The 16404-nt window shown below is 38.9% G+C and carries 12 protein-coding genes; all 12 read left to right on the forward strand.

Annotated elements, in window-relative coordinates; translation table 11 throughout:
- The first annotated feature begins 8 nt into the window (after positions 1-8).
- The 12 genes from AC27JP_RS07500 to AC27JP_RS07555 all read left to right on the forward strand — a co-directional run bounded on the left by AC27JP_RS07500 (position 9) and on the right by AC27JP_RS07555 (position 16386).
- Entirely contained in the window at positions 9-791 is a 783-nt protein-coding gene (locus AC27JP_RS07500; RefSeq protein ID WP_487113643.1) for an SIMPL domain-containing protein, read from the forward strand.
- 94 nt (positions 792-885) lie between these two features.
- Positions 886-1362, forward strand: coding sequence for a GAF domain-containing protein (locus AC27JP_RS07505; protein ID WP_487113645.1), 477 nt, complete (start codon positions 886-888; stop codon positions 1360-1362).
- On the forward strand, positions 1362-1649 hold the full coding sequence (locus tag AC27JP_RS07510; protein ID WP_487113647.1) for a hypothetical protein: 288 nt from the start codon (positions 1362-1364) through the stop codon (positions 1647-1649). Before AC27JP_RS07505 ends, AC27JP_RS07510 begins: the two co-directional genes overlap by 1 nt.
- Before the next feature lie 21 nt (positions 1650-1670).
- Positions 1671-2393: an RNA chaperone ProQ gene (gene proQ, locus AC27JP_RS07515; protein ID WP_487113648.1), complete on the forward strand. Its 723-nt coding sequence runs from the start codon at positions 1671-1673 to the stop codon at positions 2391-2393.
- Between the two features lie 15 nt (positions 2394-2408).
- Positions 2409-4445 carry a carboxy terminal-processing peptidase gene (gene prc, locus AC27JP_RS07520; RefSeq protein WP_487113650.1) on the forward strand — a complete coding sequence of 679 codons (2037 nt, stop codon included), beginning with the start codon at positions 2409-2411 and terminating at the stop codon, positions 4443-4445.
- 244 nt (positions 4446-4689) lie between these two features.
- Positions 4690-6141: a Na+/H+ antiporter NhaC gene (nhaC, locus tag AC27JP_RS07525; RefSeq protein ID WP_487113652.1), complete on the forward strand. Its 1452-nt coding sequence runs from the start codon at positions 4690-4692 to the stop codon at positions 6139-6141.
- 112 nt (positions 6142-6253) lie between these two features.
- Entirely contained in the window at positions 6254-8809 is a 2556-nt protein-coding gene (gene pepN / locus AC27JP_RS07530) for an aminopeptidase N (protein WP_487113654.1), read from the forward strand.
- A gap of 9 nt (positions 8810-8818) precedes the next feature.
- Positions 8819-9034, forward strand: a complete 216-nt coding sequence (locus AC27JP_RS07535; RefSeq protein ID WP_487113655.1) for a DUF2835 family protein — start codon at positions 8819-8821, stop codon at positions 9032-9034.
- A 308-nt stretch (positions 9035-9342) separates the two neighbouring features.
- The gene (locus AC27JP_RS07540) at positions 9343-11418 is read left to right on the forward strand and encodes a DUF1302 domain-containing protein (RefSeq protein WP_487113657.1); all 2076 of its coding nucleotides are present in this window, start codon (positions 9343-9345) and stop codon (positions 11416-11418) included.
- 22 nt (positions 11419-11440) lie between these two features.
- On the forward strand, positions 11441-12829 hold the full coding sequence (locus AC27JP_RS07545; protein ID WP_487113659.1) for a DUF1329 domain-containing protein: 1389 nt from the start codon (positions 11441-11443) through the stop codon (positions 12827-12829).
- A gap of 222 nt (positions 12830-13051) precedes the next feature.
- The gene (locus AC27JP_RS07550) at positions 13052-14053 is read left to right on the forward strand and encodes a WD40/YVTN/BNR-like repeat-containing protein (RefSeq protein WP_487113661.1); all 1002 of its coding nucleotides are present in this window, start codon (positions 13052-13054) and stop codon (positions 14051-14053) included.
- Between the two features lie 5 nt (positions 14054-14058).
- Entirely contained in the window at positions 14059-16386 is a 2328-nt protein-coding gene (locus AC27JP_RS07555; RefSeq protein ID WP_487113663.1) for an efflux RND transporter permease subunit, read from the forward strand.
- The last annotated feature ends 18 nt before the right edge of the window (positions 16387-16404 follow it).

Consider the following 16404-nt stretch of genomic DNA (forward strand, 5'->3'; position numbering starts at 1 on the left):
AGTAAGTTATGCGGGTCGGAATTATTTGCTTAGTTTTGTTCAGTTCGATGACATTTGGCCAAAACTTACTACAAACGCCACCATTAAACGGTGTTGAAGTGATAGGACATGGCCAAGTAGACTTACAAGCAGCAACGTATTTACTTAATATTATTATTAATGAGCGTGGTGCTAGTGCCGTAAAAACAGCGCAGAGTGCGGAATATAAAGTTAAGTTAATCAAGCAATTTATTGAAAAGCACTCGAAGACGATTAAAGTGGCTTCTACTGCGCCTTTAGCATTAAAGGTGAGTTATCCTAGCTTAAATAATACCATTGCTGACGTTGAGCTCTTTACTCGTTTACCTAATAAGCTGCCGGCAAAAATTAATACTAAGCTGAACCAAAAACAAATGCATAGTGATATGGCTGCAGCGGTTATTGAAGCTAATCAGCGAATGGTGGTGAATGTTTCTGACATTAACTCTTATCAGCGCCTAATTGATTTATTGATTAAAGTTGGGGTGAGTGATGTTCAGCCATTAGGAATTTCTCAACAGAGTTATCAAATCTTGTATCAGCGGGCACTGAATAACGCACTTGCCGATGCTAAGTTTAAGGCGAAAAAAATGGTCAATCATCTCAATATTACGCTGGGCAATGTGATTGCAGTGCAAGAATTGGATGTAAATCGCGATGAATTGGCTTATACCGCAGATAGCGCCGAAAAACACTCAGTAAATGGCCATCCAATTGAGCAGCAGGTGGTAAATGCGCGAGTTAAGGTACAATTTGCCATTAAACCGCAATAAATTCGTCATATAATGACTAATTGCAGTCGATAGCACTTTAATTTAATGTCCTATCAAGGTATGTTATGCGCTTTTATCTTTGGCAATATTATTAATGTCTAAAAATACCTTTTATCGAGAGCTATACACTCAAGTTGAAGCGTTGATCAGTGATGAGTCTGATGTAATTGCTAATATGGCAAATGTCAGTGCTTTGTTATTTGAACAGTTAACACAAGTTAATTGGGTTGGTTTCTATCGTTTAGTTGACAATGAATTGGTACTTGGGCCATTTCAAGGTAAAGTTGCTTGTATTCGTATCCCTTTAGGTCGTGGTGTTTGTGGCACCGCCGCTAGTGATAACGTGACTCAACGCATTGATGACGTACATGCGTTTAATGGGCACATAGCCTGTGATGCTAGTAGCAATGCTGAAATTGTTATCCCTGTGGTGCTAAATAATAAAGTGATTGCGGTACTTGATATTGACAGTACTGCATTTAATCGCTTTGATAGCGACGATCAAGCAGGTTTAGAGAAGATAATTAGTTTATTTGAAAATATCATGATCAAGCATGGCGTGGTAAACTAATGAAAGAGTTTATTGTTATTCATGATTATTTAGTCTCAGAAGCCGTTGTTGGTGACTGGGATGGTCAAGAAGAAATAGTTGCTGAGCGTATTAACGAAATTTATCATACCGTTTATGACTTAGCTGAAGAAGATATTGCGCCAGAGATATTAGAGCAGTTGCTGTCTTTGGTGTGGGATACGTGGATAGGGCAAGAAGCCTTAGCCGAAATTGAAAGTGAAGATATTTATGATTGGTGCCGACACTTGTTGGAAAATCGAGAACAATATCTTTCAGAACAGAATTAAAAATTTTTAAAAGTTGTATTTATGGAATCTAAAACAGAAAGTGAAGTAAAAGTGGCGGCGGACGCACCTGTGGAATCAACAGAAAATGTTGAAGTTAAGCGCATCAGTACAAAGGAAATAATCGCTTATTTAGCGGCAAAGTTTCCTGCGTGTTTTTCAACAGAAGGTCATGCCAAACCTCTTAAAATAGGTATCTTTCAGGACTTAGCTGAAAAATTAGCTGATGACGAAACCGTTAGTAAAACACGTTTACGTCAAGCGTTAAGACATTACACCAGTAGCTGGCGTTATTTGAAAGCGATTAAAGTCGGTAGCTTTCGAATTGACATTGACGGCAATGACTCTGCAGAGATTGATCAAGAGCAAGCTGATTATGCGAGCAAAACCTTAAAAGAAAGCCAAGAAAAATTTGGTAACAAAAATAGCAAAGATAAAGTTGCGAAAAAACCTTATAAGGGCAATGCTAATAAGGGAACTAAAGCTGTAAAGAAAGACTCTACAGATAGTAATCGTAAAGAAAAGTTTAACGCCGTTAAGTCTGCTAAACGTGCAGCTCCTAAAGCCGCGGTTAAACTTAAACCAGTTGAAACAAGTAATGTTGTTGTTGGCAAACATATCAAAGTGCAGCTTGGGCAGTCATCAATGGATGCCGTGATCACTGAAGTTTCAGGCAATGACGTAAGTGTGCAATTAAACTCTGGTATGGTTGTTAAAACACAAGTTAAAAATATATTTACAGAATAAATTTGGAGTATGTGTATGCATAAATTTTGTCGTATAGCTATTGCAGTATCATTGTCAATGTCGGGTTTGACGGCATTTGCCGAGACAAAGGAAGAGAATATAAATCTTCCGATACTGGCTCCCGAGAGCCAACATGCAACCTCCACCAAGCGCATTACGGCACAATTTACTCGTGCACACTACAAGCAAATTAAAATAGACGATATTTTATCAGAGCAAATTTTTGATCGTTATATTAAGCAGCTTGACTACGCACGTAATGTTTTTCTTGCTAGTGACGTTCAAGGCTTTGAACAGTATCGTGATGATTTTGATACCGTTATTGCTCGCGGCAAGTTAGATATTGCTTATCAAATTTATAACCTTAATTTACAACGTCGTTTAGAGCGCTATGATTATGCTTTAAGCTTGCTTGAAAATGAGAAACCATTCAATTTTGAACTTGATGAGTCATATGACTTTGATCGCGAAGAGGCAGAACGACCTGTTTCAGTTGCAGAGTTAAATGAATTATGGCGCAAAAAAGTTAAATATGACGCCTTAAACTTAACCTTAGCTGGTAAAGAATGGCCAAAAATTCAAGAAGTACTAGGCAAACGCTATCGCTACGCGATTAAACGTTTGAAGCAAAGTGAAAGTGAAGATGTTTTTCAAGTGGTGATGAACAGTTTTGCTCGCGTTGTTGAACCACATACATCGTACTTATCTCCTCGTAATGCCGAACGTTTTCAAATGGAAATGAACCTTTCCTTAGAAGGGATTGGAGCTGTATTGCGCGCTGAAGAAGATTATACCGTTATTCAAAGTGTTGTTTCTGGTGGCCCAGCTGATAAATCGAATGAATTAAAACCTAAAGATCGTATTGTTGGTGTTTCGCAAGATGATAAAGACTTTGTTGATGTGATTGGCTGGCGCCTTGATGATGTTGTTGAACTGATCAAAGGGCCAAAAGGCAGCAAAGTGCGTTTACAGGTTTTAGGTGCAGAATCTGAAGACGACGGCAGTATTAAAGTGGTTTCGATTATCCGTGATACCATTAAATTGGAAGACCGAGCAGCTAAATCAGAAGTCTATTTTGAAAAAGATGGCGATGAAAACAGTAAAAAATTAGGTGTTATTACCATCCCTAGTTTTTACAACAACTTGTCGCGTGATGTTAAATTAGAAATCGCTAAGCTTAAAGATGCTAATGTCGAAGGTATTATTGTTGATTTACGTGGTAATGGTGGCGGTTCGCTTACTGAAGCGACACTATTAACGGGTTTATTTATCGATAAAGGCCCGGTAGTGCAAGTTCGTGATGGTGCTAATCGAGTACAAGTGAACAGTGATAAAGACGGTATCAGTTTTTATGACGGTCCTTTAACGGTAATGGTAGACCGTTATAGCGCATCAGCATCAGAAATATTTTCTGCGGCAATTCAAGATTATGGTCGTGGTGTTATTGTTGGAGAACATACGTTTGGTAAAGGTACTGTTCAGCAACATCGCGGTTTAGGCCGTGTTTACGATTTATATGATAATCCGTTTGGTAGCATCCAGTTTACCATTGCAAAATTCTATCGTATTAACGGTGGCAGCACTCAGCATCGTGGTGTCTTACCCGATATAGAATTTCCGTCTGCGGTAGATCCTGCTGACTGGGGAGAAAGCCGAGAAGAGAATGCTTTACCTTGGGATCAAATTCCAAAAGCTCGCTATAACAAGCTTAATGATATCAGCCAAGATTTATCTTACTTAAATTCTTTGCACAGTTCCCGTGTGGTTGATAACCAAGAGTTTAATTATTTATTATCAGATATCGAAGAATATAAGGCTGAGAAAGACGATAAAACCGTATCATTAAATTTAGTTACAAGAAAAGCTAAAAGAGAAGAGCGCAAAGCGAAGCAATTAAAACGTGCCAATGAAAGGCTTACCCTGATGGGGAAAGAAAAAGTTGCTAGCTTAGATGACCTACCTGATGATTTGGAAGAATTAGACCCATTTTTAGATGAAACCGCAAAAATTACTTTTGATTTGGTTTCATTAGGTAAAGTTGCAAAAAAATAAGCAACATCTTTGTTGTAAACAAAGCCACCTAAGGGTGGCTTTTTAATGTGTTGATGCTTGTAACAGTATGGCGTTTTTTAATAACAATTGCTGCATAATTATTCTGCTATAGCCTATATATAAAGGGCTGGTTAGTTGTGGTTGAAAATAAAAAACTTGCACTATTTGTTAACAGTCGGCATGTTAACTAACACAAAAAACATAATCACTATAATAAATAAGATAATAAGGTGTAAATTTATCTATGTCAGATCCTCAATCTTTACGACAACCATCAATGTTAGATGCTTCAATCCCTATCATTGCATTAATTGCGATGCTTGCGGCGGCAGTAACTTTTTTTGGCGATAACTCTTCCTATGGCCCCAATCAAATAGCCTTACTTGCTAGTATGGGTATTGCCATTATTATTGGTTTAAAAAATGGTGCTACTTGGGTACAAATTGATAAAGCGATCGTTAAGGGAATATCGTTATCATTAAGCGCTATTTTGATCCTTTTATCTGTTGGTGCATTAATAGGTACGTGGTTATTGTCTGGTACTGTGCCAACCATGATTTACTATGGCTTGAAAATATTGGATCCCACCTGGTTTTATGCTGCGTCATGTGTCATTTGTGGTGTTGTCGCCATGAGTATTGGCAGTTCATGGACGACGGCGGCAACCATAGGTGTGGCTTTGCTTGGTATCGCGCAAGGTTTAGGACTTTCTCCCGAAATAACGGCAGGGGCGGTAATTTCAGGGGCTTATTTTGGTGATAAAATCTCTCCTTTATCAGAAACAACTAATTTAGCTCCAGCAGTTGCTGGTAGTGAACTATTCGCCCATATTCGCTATATGTTGTGGACGACAGTGCCGTCAATTATAACCGCTTTAATTCTCTTTATTATTTTAGGCTTAACTGAAACTGCAACGGCAAGTGATAATTCAATTGCGCTATTAAATGAACAACTTGCAAGCCAATTTGAGTTGAGTATTTTCAACCTGATCCCGCTAGTTATTCTGCTAGGTTTAGCAATCAAAAAAGTGCCAGCATTTCCAGCGGTATCTATCGGTGCTTTAATGGGGGCACTTTGGGCAATACTTTTCCAACAAGATCTTATTGCACGTTTAGCTGCTGATGGCCTAGATGCTATGACGGCAAATGTTACCGTGGTTTGGAGCGCTTTTTATGATGGTGTTGCTGTTGAAACTGGTAATGATGAGCTAAACAAGCTGCTTAGTGGTGGTGGCATGGCAAGTATGCTCAATACCATTTGGCTGATTATGTGTGCATTAAGCTTTGGTGCTGTACTAGAGCATTTAGGTATGTTACGTAAATTTGTTAATGTCATTCTTGCCTCGGCAAAATCAACCGGTAGCCTTATTGCCAGTACTGTTGGCACGTGTATCGGCACTAACCTAATTACTGCCGATCAGTACATGGCGATTGTGATGCCAGGACGTATGTATAAAGAAGAATACGAACGTCGTGGTTTACACCCTGTTGTATTGAGCCGAACGCTAGAAGACTCAGGTACCATTACGTCGCCACTTATTCCATGGAATACCTGTGGTGCTTATATGTATGGCGTATTATTAGTTAATCCATTTGACTACATTTTTTATTGTTTCTTTAACCTCATCAATCCGGTATTAGCGGTTGTTTATGGTTATATGGGCTTTAAAATTAAAAAATTAGTGACAAATAAGTAAAATATTTTCAAAATTAATAAATATTCATAAAGCCTGTTTATAGCAGGCTTTTTAATTTCTAATATTGCTGACATATGTGAGTAATAGTAAAAGAAAGTTATTAAGGAGTTTCATGAGCGATTTTACCCCACGTTATTTAGCTGACTACCAAGAGTCAAACTTTTCAATATCAAAGGTTGATTTAACTTTCGAACTTGATGAGCACAAAACCCGTGTGACTAACAGGATGCAAATTTCTAGAAAAGCGGGGAGTAATGAACCTCTGGTATTAGATGGTGAGCACCTAACGCTGTTGGCGGTCTCTTTTAATCAAAAAGAATTGCATGAAAGCCTATATCAAGTTGACGATACATCACTCACTATTCCAGTTTCCGAGCAGAATTTTCTTTTGGAAATAGTGACGGAAATTAATCCTGTGGACAATACCGCGCTTGAAGGTTTGTTTAAATCAGGTGATGCCTACTGCACACAATGTGAAGCCGAAGGCTTTAGACGCATTAGCTATTATCTTGACCGTCCTGATGTTATGGCAACATTTACCACTAAAATTATTGCCAATAAGACACAATTTCCTTATTTGTTATCTAACGGTAATAAAGTTGATTTTGGCGATTTAGCAAATGGTGACCATTTTGTGCAATGGCATGACCCATTTCCTAAACCAAGTTATTTATTTGCATTAGTTGCTGGTGATTTTGATGTTTTAAAAGATAATTTTACCACTTGCTCAGATCGCGACATAGCCCTAGAGATTTTTGTTGATAAGGGCAATATTGATAAGGCCCATCATGCGATGGCATCGTTAAAACACTCTATGACTTGGGATGAAGAAACTTTCGGTCTTGAATATGACTTAGACATCTACATGATAGTCGCTGTCGACTTTTTCAATATGGGGGCAATGGAGAACAAAGGGCTAAATGTCTTTAATAGTAAGTTTGTTTTAGCTGATGAAAGTAGTGCAACAGATACCGATTACTTTAATGTTGAAGCTGTTATTGCACATGAGTATTTCCACAACTGGACCGGAAACCGGGTAACTTGCCGAGATTGGTTTCAGTTGAGTTTAAAGGAAGGCTTAACGGTTTTTCGAGATCAACAATTTAGTGCTGATATGCATTCTGCAGCCGTTACCCGTATTCAAAATGTTCGAGTACTGCGCTCAATGCAGTTTGCCGAAGATGCTGGGCCAATGGCACACCCAATACGACCAGAAAAAGTCTTAGAAATGAATAACTTTTATACCCTAACTGTTTATGAAAAGGGTGCAGAAGTTATTCGTATGATCCATACGTTACTAGGAGCTGAAAAATTTAGACAAGGTATTGAGCTTTATTTTGCTCGATTTGATGGCATGGCGGTAACCTGTGATGACTTTATTAATGCCATGGCCGATGCATCATCGGTTGATTTGTCGCAATTTAAGCGTTGGTACGAACAGTCAGGTACGCCAAAAATAACCGTTGAGGAATATTTTGATGCTGAGACTAACGTTTACCAAGTTACTATTGCACAAAGTAATGGTGAAAACTCCGCACTGCATATTCCCGTAGGTATAGAGCTTATTACTCCAGAGACACAGCAAAGTAGTGCGCATTTATTGCAACTAACGGAGCAAAAGCAAACCTGGTCATTTAAAGGTTTTGCTGGCAAACCGGTACTGGCGCTATTAACCAATTTTACCGCACCGGTTAAAAGTCAGTTTTTACAGTCTGATCAAGATTTAGAGTGTATTATGACTCACGCAGAAGATGAGTTTTGTCGTTGGAATGCAGGCCAAAGCTTGTTGTCGACCCATATTAAAAATGTCATGGCAGAGCCGAATTTAGCCTTACCGGACAATCTATATGAAGCGTATAGAAAAATACTTAATGCCGATATTTCTTCGGCATTTAAAGCAGAACAATTAACCTTACCAAGCTTTAGCGAATTAGCAGATAGTATTGTAGAGGTTGATCCTGTCGCATTATTAGATGCCATTGATAAAGTGAAAATTGATTTGGCAACGGCACTGGCACCCTTGTTTTTACAACACTATCAGCAAAATATTCAAGAAGAATTTGCTAACGATGGTAAGGCTATTGGTCAACGCGCGTTAAAAAATATTTGTTTATCATATTTAACCCGATTAGCACCACAGCAAACATTAATAGCTGAGCAATACCAAAGTGCGAATAATATGACTGATACCTTAGCGGCTTTGAATTGTGCTGCAAACACCAATGCTGTTAGCTTTGCAACTATGATGACCGACTTCGAACAGAAGTGGAGTAACACAACGTTAGTCATGGATAAATGGTTTGCGATACAGGCAAGTGTAAATAATGAAGCAATTTATGACAACTTAGCTAAGTTAATGAGTCACCCATTATTCACTTTGAATAACCCAAATAGAGCTAGATCACTCATTGGCGCATTTACCATGAATAATCCGAGGCACTTTCATTGTATCAGTGGTCGAGGTTATCAGTTCTTAATTGAGCAAATCAAACGATTAAATGTCATTAATCCACAAGTTGCGTCACGTTTAATTACACCATTAATTCAATTTTCGTCACTGGATAAAAAGCGCCAAAACATGATTAAGACACTGTTAGAGGAATTGTCTCAACAAGAGGACTTATCAAAAGATTTAAAAGAAAAACTGGATGCGGCATTGTCAAACTAGGGTGGTGTGATGAAATATTATTTCAGCATAAGGATGACTAATCAGGAATTTTTACCTTATTATCAAGGGCGAATTAACAGAATTATTGTAACTTCTACTGCAGGGGTTCGGGTAGAGTTTCCAGCCATGCATTTGCGAAATTATTTAACGGCAAGTGGTATAAAAGGGCTATTTTGCCTGCAAACCAAAGATAATAAATTTTTATCTTTGCAGAAAATTGATTAATTAGAGCCTTTGCTTTAAACAGTGGTCAGACCATCAAAAGAGCAATGTAAAGAAATGTATATGGAGTTACAGCTGTGAATTTAGCTAACTCTTTGCTTATCCCTTCGGAATATTAAAGCCGTTTAAAACACTTGTTTTAAACGGCTTTTTATTCTCATCAGATGACTTGATTGAAGTCTTTAAAATAAAGGGCTTTAACTGATGTTTTAGCACTTGCCTCATCGCAGAAATGATGTAATTATTGTTTCATACCATTTACGTGGATTTATAAAAATAAAAATGCAGCATCGCATCTGGGGAGATAACAAATGAAACAAAACCTTCGCAACGGTTTTTACAAAAAGCCACTGGCTCTGAGTATTGCCGCCGCCATAGTGACATTAGCCGCGACTAGTGTGCAGGCAAAAAACTTTCAGTTAGGTAACTTTGACATTAGCTTCGATTCAACATTTTCCGCAGGTTCAAGCTGGCGAGTAGAAGATCGTAATTGGAATGATAATGTTGGTAAATCAAATAATATCAATAATGGTTTTGATTTTAGCCAGTATCACCCTGTGTTGAATGTTAACCCTGACGCCGCTACGGTATGGGATGGCGCAGGCAGTTATTCTACCAATGGTGATAACGGTAATTTAAATTATGACTCAGGTGAGAGTTTTTCAAAACTGCTTAAAGGCTCACATGAGCTTGATGTGCGTTACGAAAACTTAGGTCTATTTGCTCGCGGTATGTACTTCTATGATTTTGAAATGGTTGAAAAATCAAGAGCATGGACAAATCCGAGCTCTAATAAAGTTAATGACCCGTGTCGTGATGATGATGCCCGTGATCAAGTTTGTCGTGATATCCGTTTATTAGATGCTTTCGTTTATGGTGATTTTGATATCGGTGAAATGCCATTTTCTGTTCGAGTTGGTCAACAAGTGATTAGCTGGGGTGAAAGTACCTTAATATCTCATGGTATCAGTGAACTTAACCCCGTTGATATTGCACGCTTACGTGCACCTGGTTCTGAGTTAAAAGAAGCCTTTATTCCATTTGGCGCGGTCTGGACATCGTTGGGTGTTACAGAAAACTTTAACGTTGAAATGTTTTATCAATATAGCTGGGAAAAAACTGTTTTACCAGCACCAGGCAGTTACTTTTCTACCAATGACTTTGCTGGTGATGGTGGGCAATATAACAACGTACAATTGAATTTTGCTAGTAATCCAGATATGGATTTAGACTCACTTATTACCAATTTAAATGTGTTAAGAGCACAAATTCTTAATGGTACAGTTTCTCAAGCGGATGCTGCAGGAGCTTATCTAACAGGCTTTCCAACAAAGCTTACCTTAAGAGAAGAAAATGCCGAAAATGAACCGGATGATGGCGGCCAATATGGTTTACGTTTGTCTTGGTTTTTACCAGAATTAAATGATACCGAAATTAGTTTCTACCATATGAATTATCATAGCCGTCGCCCAGTATTTTCTGGCATTACCGCTGATTTTTCTACAGAAGCGCTTGTTGGTGATTTATTAACAACAGGTGTGTTAGGTGGTGATGTAGGTTACTTACTAAATAATGAAATTACTGAGCAGAACTATACAAACTTACAGGCATTTTCACGTGTAGAACTTGACTATGTTGAAGATATCAAACTATATGCGTTAAGTTTTAACACCGCTATTGGTACAACCTCTGTAGCTGGTGAAGTCACCTTCCGTCAAGATGAACCATTACAAATTGATGATGTTGAGTTGTTATTTGCGGCAATGCCACAGCAATTAGCCAATGATCAAGGTCGAGATGAATTAGACGGTGTATCGCAAATGGATGTATTTCCTGGCGGTTCGAGAGCCAATGGTTTTATTTTATCAGATACTTTACAAGCACAAATGACTTTGACCCACTTATGGGGTCCTTCATTGGGTGCTAGCCAATTCACCACTTTACTTGAAGTCGGCGGGATAGATATTCGCGACATGCCTGATCAAGATGTGTTACGTTTAAATGGTCCGGGTACGGCTAGAAACGGTGGTATTGAAGGTAAAGAGGGACTAGAAATTGCGTTACAAGATGGTGTTGAAACTAACCCATTCCCAAGTGCATTTGCATGGGGTTATCGTTTTGTTGGTAAATTAGACTATAACGATGTTTTTGCCGGCATTAACATATCGCCGAAAATTGTTTTCTCACATGATGTTAACGGTATTACGCCAGATCCATTATTTTTGTTTGTTGAAGATAGAAAATCAATGTCGTTAGGTTTAAGTTTTGATTATCAAAGTCGTTGGTCGGCGGATTTAAACTACAATAGCTTTTTCGGTGGTGTAGGTACGACTAACCAAATGGAAGATCGTGATTACGTGTCTTTTAACATTAAGTATTCTATTTAAGACAAGTTAGAGGATTATTGTCATGAGAAATTTATTAAAAAATTCATTTAAAAAGGCAACGTTAGTATCACTAGCGGTGACCGTAGCGTTGGCGTCAACAACGGCTTCAGCTAAAATTAGCCCAGAAGATGCGGCGAAACTTGATAAAGAATTAACCCCATTTGGTGCTGTACGAGGTGCGAATGCGGATGGTTCAATTCCAAAGTGGACTGGCGGTATCACGTCAGCTCCTGCCGGATACACAGTAGGCGATCATCATGTTGATCCGTTTACCGGTGATAAAGTGTTATACACCATTACCGCAAAAAATCTTGCTGAATATAAAGATTTACTAACACCAGGACAAATCAAGTTATTTGAAACCTATCCTGATACTTATAAAATGAGTGTTTATCAAACCCGTCGCTCTGCGTCTTATCCAGACCATGTTTATCAAGCAACGCTAGATAACGCAACAAAAGCGGAATTAGTTGAAGGTGGTAACGGTATTATAGAAGCGGCAATCGGTGTGCCGTTTCCTATACCAAAAGATGGCTTAGAGGCGATTTGGAACCATATTTTACGTTACCGTGGTGAAAAAATTATTCGTGAGGGCGGTCAAGCAGCACCAACAGCTTCAGGTGATTACACCTATATGGGCTTTGATGATCAATTATTGATCCCATACGGTGTTAAAGGTGTTAAAGCGGCAGACTTGCAAAAAACCAATATCTTGTTTAAGTTTAAGCAGAAAGTGACTGAGCCAGCGCGTTTAGCGGGTACGGCACTATTAGTGCACGAAACCATGGATCAAATTAAAACTCCTCGTCAAGCGTGGACATATAACACAGGTCAACGTCGTGTTCGTCGTGCCCCTAATGTTGCCTACGATGCACCAGGTACAGCGTCAGATGGTTTAAGAACAACTGATGACTTCGATATGTTTAACGGTGCGCCGAATCGTTACACCTGGACACTTAAAGGCAAACAGGAATTATTGATCCCTTATAATGATTACCGTTTGCATAGTGATAACCTGAAATATGACCAAATTTTACAACCAGGTCATATTAACCCTGATTTAGTGCGTTATGAAAAGCACCGTGTGTGGGTAGTTGAAGCTAACTTGAAATCAGATACTCGCCACACATATAAGAAACGTGTGTTTTATATTGACGAAGATAGCTGGCAAGTAGCCGTTACAGATATTTATGATAATCGTGACGAGTTATACCGTGTTGGTGTTGCTCATGGTATTAACTACTATGAAGTACCGACTCAATGGTCAACATTAGAAGTGTTTCATGATTTACAGTCGCGTCGTTATATTGCGATGGGCTTAGATAATGAAGCTAAAATGTATGATTTTTCCGCCGACTTGAAAGATGTAAACTTTACTTCTTCAGCCTTACGTCGTGAAGGTCGAAGATAAATAGGCGTGTTTAAAAAACGGCTGGCAAGTGCTAGCCGTTTTTATTTCAAAGTATTCAAATATTTAAAAATTTTCATTTTTAGTTTTTTTAGCTAAGCTAAAAAGACTTAGACTTTTATGATATTGATGCGCAATTATCGCGTTCAACTTTTCCGAAACATCAATATCTTACATTGGGGCTTGTCCTCACAAGTAAAAACCCATGGAGTAATATCTTAAATTATGCGTCTTCTCCTTATTTTAGTCAGTTTTCTTTGTGTCAGTGCTATTAATGCCCAACCGCTCGACGCAAGACACGCACCATTAGCAAGCCAATCGCTTTTGCTTGATATCACCAAAATCGGACAAACAAAATTAGTGGCTGTTGGTGAGCGTGGTCATATTCTTTTATCAATTGATGGTAGTCAGTGGCAGCAAGCTGAGGTACCCGTTCAGTCAACGTTAACAGCCGTTTATTTTATCAATGAAAGCCATGGCTGGGCTGTTGGGCATGATGCAACTATTTTAGCGTCAACAGATGGCGGAGCTTCATGGCAAATACAGCAGCATTTACCTCAGGTGGAAAAACCACTATTAGATGTACTTTTTACCGATGAAAATAATGGCATTGCCATTGGTGCCTATGGCCTCTTTTATCGTACAAATGACGGCGGGCAGCATTGGACAATTGAATATCATAACGAGTTTCTTTATCCCGAAGATCAAGAATATTTAGCGGAACTGAAACTGCAAGATGAAGAGGCGTATCTAGATGAGCAAAGCAGTATTTTACCGCATTTTAACCGGGTAGTGGCTGATGGTCGCACCTTATATATGGTCGGCGAAATTGGCTTGATCGCAAAAAGCAATGACGTTGGTGTTAGCTGGCAAAAATTTGATGAGATATATGCGGGTTCTTTTTATGATATCAATCGTACACAAGCTGGTAACTTAGTGGTTGTTGGTTTACGAGGGCATATATTTCGTAGTTTAAAGAATGGTACACCTTGGCAAGAAAGCAATAGTGGCGTGACGGCATTACTTAGCAGTATTGTGCTGTCAGACGATCAGCGGATATTTATTTTAGGCAATAATGGCGTTTTATTAGAAAGCCGAGATGACGGGGTGACATTTACCGAGCATCCACAAAAAGACGGTAAGGCACTTATTAGCGGAGTATGGTTTAACAATGAAATTATTGCCGTCTCTGATGTTGGCATTAAAACTATTAACGTAACGAAGTAACGCTCATGAAATTGAATTCTTTTATTAATGTTGTTGAAGCACAACTATTCCGTAGCCGTTTAATGGTTTTGGTTATTTTTCTTTTGGTAAGTATTTTTCTATTGTTTCAGGCTAGTCAAATTAAGCTTGATGCTGCATTCACTAAACATATTCCGCTAAATCACAGTTACATGAAAACTTATTTAAAACATAGGGCTAACTTTGGTGGCGCTAATAATGTTTTAATTTCGGTTTGTGATAGTAGCGGTGATGTTTTTAATCCGGAATTTTTTACCGCCTTAAAAGGTGTACACGATAAGTTATTTTTTATTCCTGGCGTTGATCGCATTCAAGTAAAGTCATTGTTTTCACCTAGCACACGCTTTGTTGAAATTGTTGAAGATGGTTTTGCCGGTGGCCCAGTTATTCCAGCTGACTTTAAACCCGATGAACGTGGCTTAGCAATTGTAAAAGGCAATATTGAAAAGGCTGGCATTGTTGGAAGTATTGTTGCCGATGATTATAGCTGTTCTATGGTGAAAACATCACTAATGGAAATCGATCCCAATACGGGTGAGAAGCTCGATAGTATTGTGCTTGCCGCGCAATTAGAAAACGATATTCGCGGTGAGTTTGAAAAAGGTAATATCTCGGTTCACATCATAGGTTTTACCAAAATGGTCGGCGATGTTGCTCAAGGTGCCAAAGGCGTTGTGACGTTTTTTGGCATTGCGATCGCGATTACCACCTTGATGGTATTTTGGTTTTGTCGTTCAATAGCATTAACTGTACTACCAATTACTTGTTCTTTGATCGCCGTTGTTTGGCAACTGGGTATGTTATCAACCATAGGCTTTGGTTTAGATCCAATGTCAATCTTAGTGCCGTTTTTAGTCTTTGCTATTGGGGTCAGTCATGGCGTGCAGATGATCAACTCGGTCTCGAAGATGGTTAATAACGGCAAAACCAGTAAGGAAGCGGCACAGTTGAGCTTTCGAGTGTTGCTCGTGCCGGGTGGTATCGCATTACTATCAGATACTGTCGGCTTTATGACCTTGTTATCGATAGATATTGGTATTATTCGCGAATTGGCGATTACGGCATCGCTGGGTGTCGCAATGATCATTCTTACTAACTTAGTGTTATTACCTTTGCTTGTTTCTTATATTCATGTGCCTCGAAATGAACAAAAGGAAAACAAGACTAAAGCTAGTTCGACAGAAAAAACTGACGGTATATGGCACTTTATGTCTGCTTTTGCCACCCGTAAATCAGCGCTGGTTATTCTCATTGTTACGGCGTTGTTATATGTGGTTGGCTATCAAAAAGCACAAAATATGAAAATAGGTGAACTACATGCCGGTGCACCATCTTTGCACGAAGCCTCTCGTTATAATCAAGACACTTTTTTAATTACTGATAAGTATGCCATCAGCGTAGATTACATGTCGGTGATTATAGAAACTAACGCAGATGCCTGTACTTATTATGATTATATGGATGTCATTGATAGATTTCAGTGGCGTATGGAAAATATTCAAGGGGTACAATCGGCGGTTAGTTTGGCTTCAATTGCAAAAATCGTCAACGCCGGTTACAACGAAGGTAATCCTAAATGGCGGGCATTGTCTCGTAATCAACAAACCTTAGTGCAATCAATTGCTCGGGTACCATCTTCTAGTGGCTTATTAAATAGCGACTGTAGTGTTATGCCGGTTATTTTATTTTTGGAAGATCATAAAGCTGAAACCATTAATCGTGTAGTCGACGCCGCTAAACTTGTTGGCGCAGAATTAGGCAATGACAATCTTGCCTTTAAACTTGCGTCTGGCCCTGTTGGCGTAATGGCAGCGACCAATGAAGCAGTAGAAGCGGCCCAAATTCCTATGATGCTATATGTCTATGGTGCGGTGATTATTCTTTGTTTATTAAGCTTTAGAAGCTTAAGAGCCACTATTGCGGTTGTTGTACCACTTTATGTTGTTTCAACATTAGCGCAATGGCTAATGACAGAGCTTAATATTGGCTTAACAGTTTCAACCTTGCCGGTTATTGCTTTAGGGGTTGGTATTGGCGTTGATTATGGCATTTACATTCTTTCAACCATGAGTGTCAAACTCAGAAATGGTGCCAGTGTGCAAAGTGCTTATTTTGATGCTCTAAAAGAGCGAGGTAGTGCGGTATTGATTACCGGGGTCACATTGGCTATCGGTGTATCAACCTGGTTTTTCTCTGATTTAAAATTCCAAGTTGATATGGGGATATTATTAACGTTTATGTTTTTAGTTAATATGATTGCCGCGGTACTGGTATTACCTGCTATCGCAGCATTTCTCTGGCCTGAGCGAAAATAAATCGCTAAAGATTAAAAA

It is taken from the genome of Colwellia sp. SU-HH01172, from assembly GCF_057553355.1.

Excerpts from the sequence above, each read along its gene's own strand:
- AC27JP_RS07500 (WP_487113643.1), top strand. The coding sequence starts at position 9 with ATGCGGGTCGGAATTATTTGCTTAGTTTTGTTCAGTTCGATGACATTT.
- AC27JP_RS07505 (WP_487113645.1), top strand. The coding sequence starts at position 886 with ATGTCTAAAAATACCTTTTATCGAGAGCTATACACTCAAGTTGAAGCG.
- AC27JP_RS07510 (WP_487113647.1), top strand. The coding sequence starts at position 1,362 with ATGAAAGAGTTTATTGTTATTCATGATTATTTAGTCTCAGAAGCCGTT.
- proQ (WP_487113648.1), top strand. The coding sequence starts at position 1,671 with ATGGAATCTAAAACAGAAAGTGAAGTAAAAGTGGCGGCGGACGCACCT.
- prc (WP_487113650.1), top strand. The coding sequence starts at position 2,409 with ATGCATAAATTTTGTCGTATAGCTATTGCAGTATCATTGTCAATGTCG.
- nhaC (WP_487113652.1), top strand. The coding sequence starts at position 4,690 with ATGTCAGATCCTCAATCTTTACGACAACCATCAATGTTAGATGCTTCA.
- pepN (WP_487113654.1), top strand. The coding sequence starts at position 6,254 with ATGAGCGATTTTACCCCACGTTATTTAGCTGACTACCAAGAGTCAAAC.
- AC27JP_RS07535 (WP_487113655.1), top strand. The coding sequence starts at position 8,819 with ATGAAATATTATTTCAGCATAAGGATGACTAATCAGGAATTTTTACCT.
- AC27JP_RS07540 (WP_487113657.1), top strand. The coding sequence starts at position 9,343 with ATGAAACAAAACCTTCGCAACGGTTTTTACAAAAAGCCACTGGCTCTG.
- AC27JP_RS07545 (WP_487113659.1), top strand. The coding sequence starts at position 11,441 with ATGAGAAATTTATTAAAAAATTCATTTAAAAAGGCAACGTTAGTATCA.
- AC27JP_RS07550 (WP_487113661.1), top strand. The coding sequence starts at position 13,052 with ATGCGTCTTCTCCTTATTTTAGTCAGTTTTCTTTGTGTCAGTGCTATT.
- AC27JP_RS07555 (WP_487113663.1), top strand. The coding sequence starts at position 14,059 with ATGAAATTGAATTCTTTTATTAATGTTGTTGAAGCACAACTATTCCGT.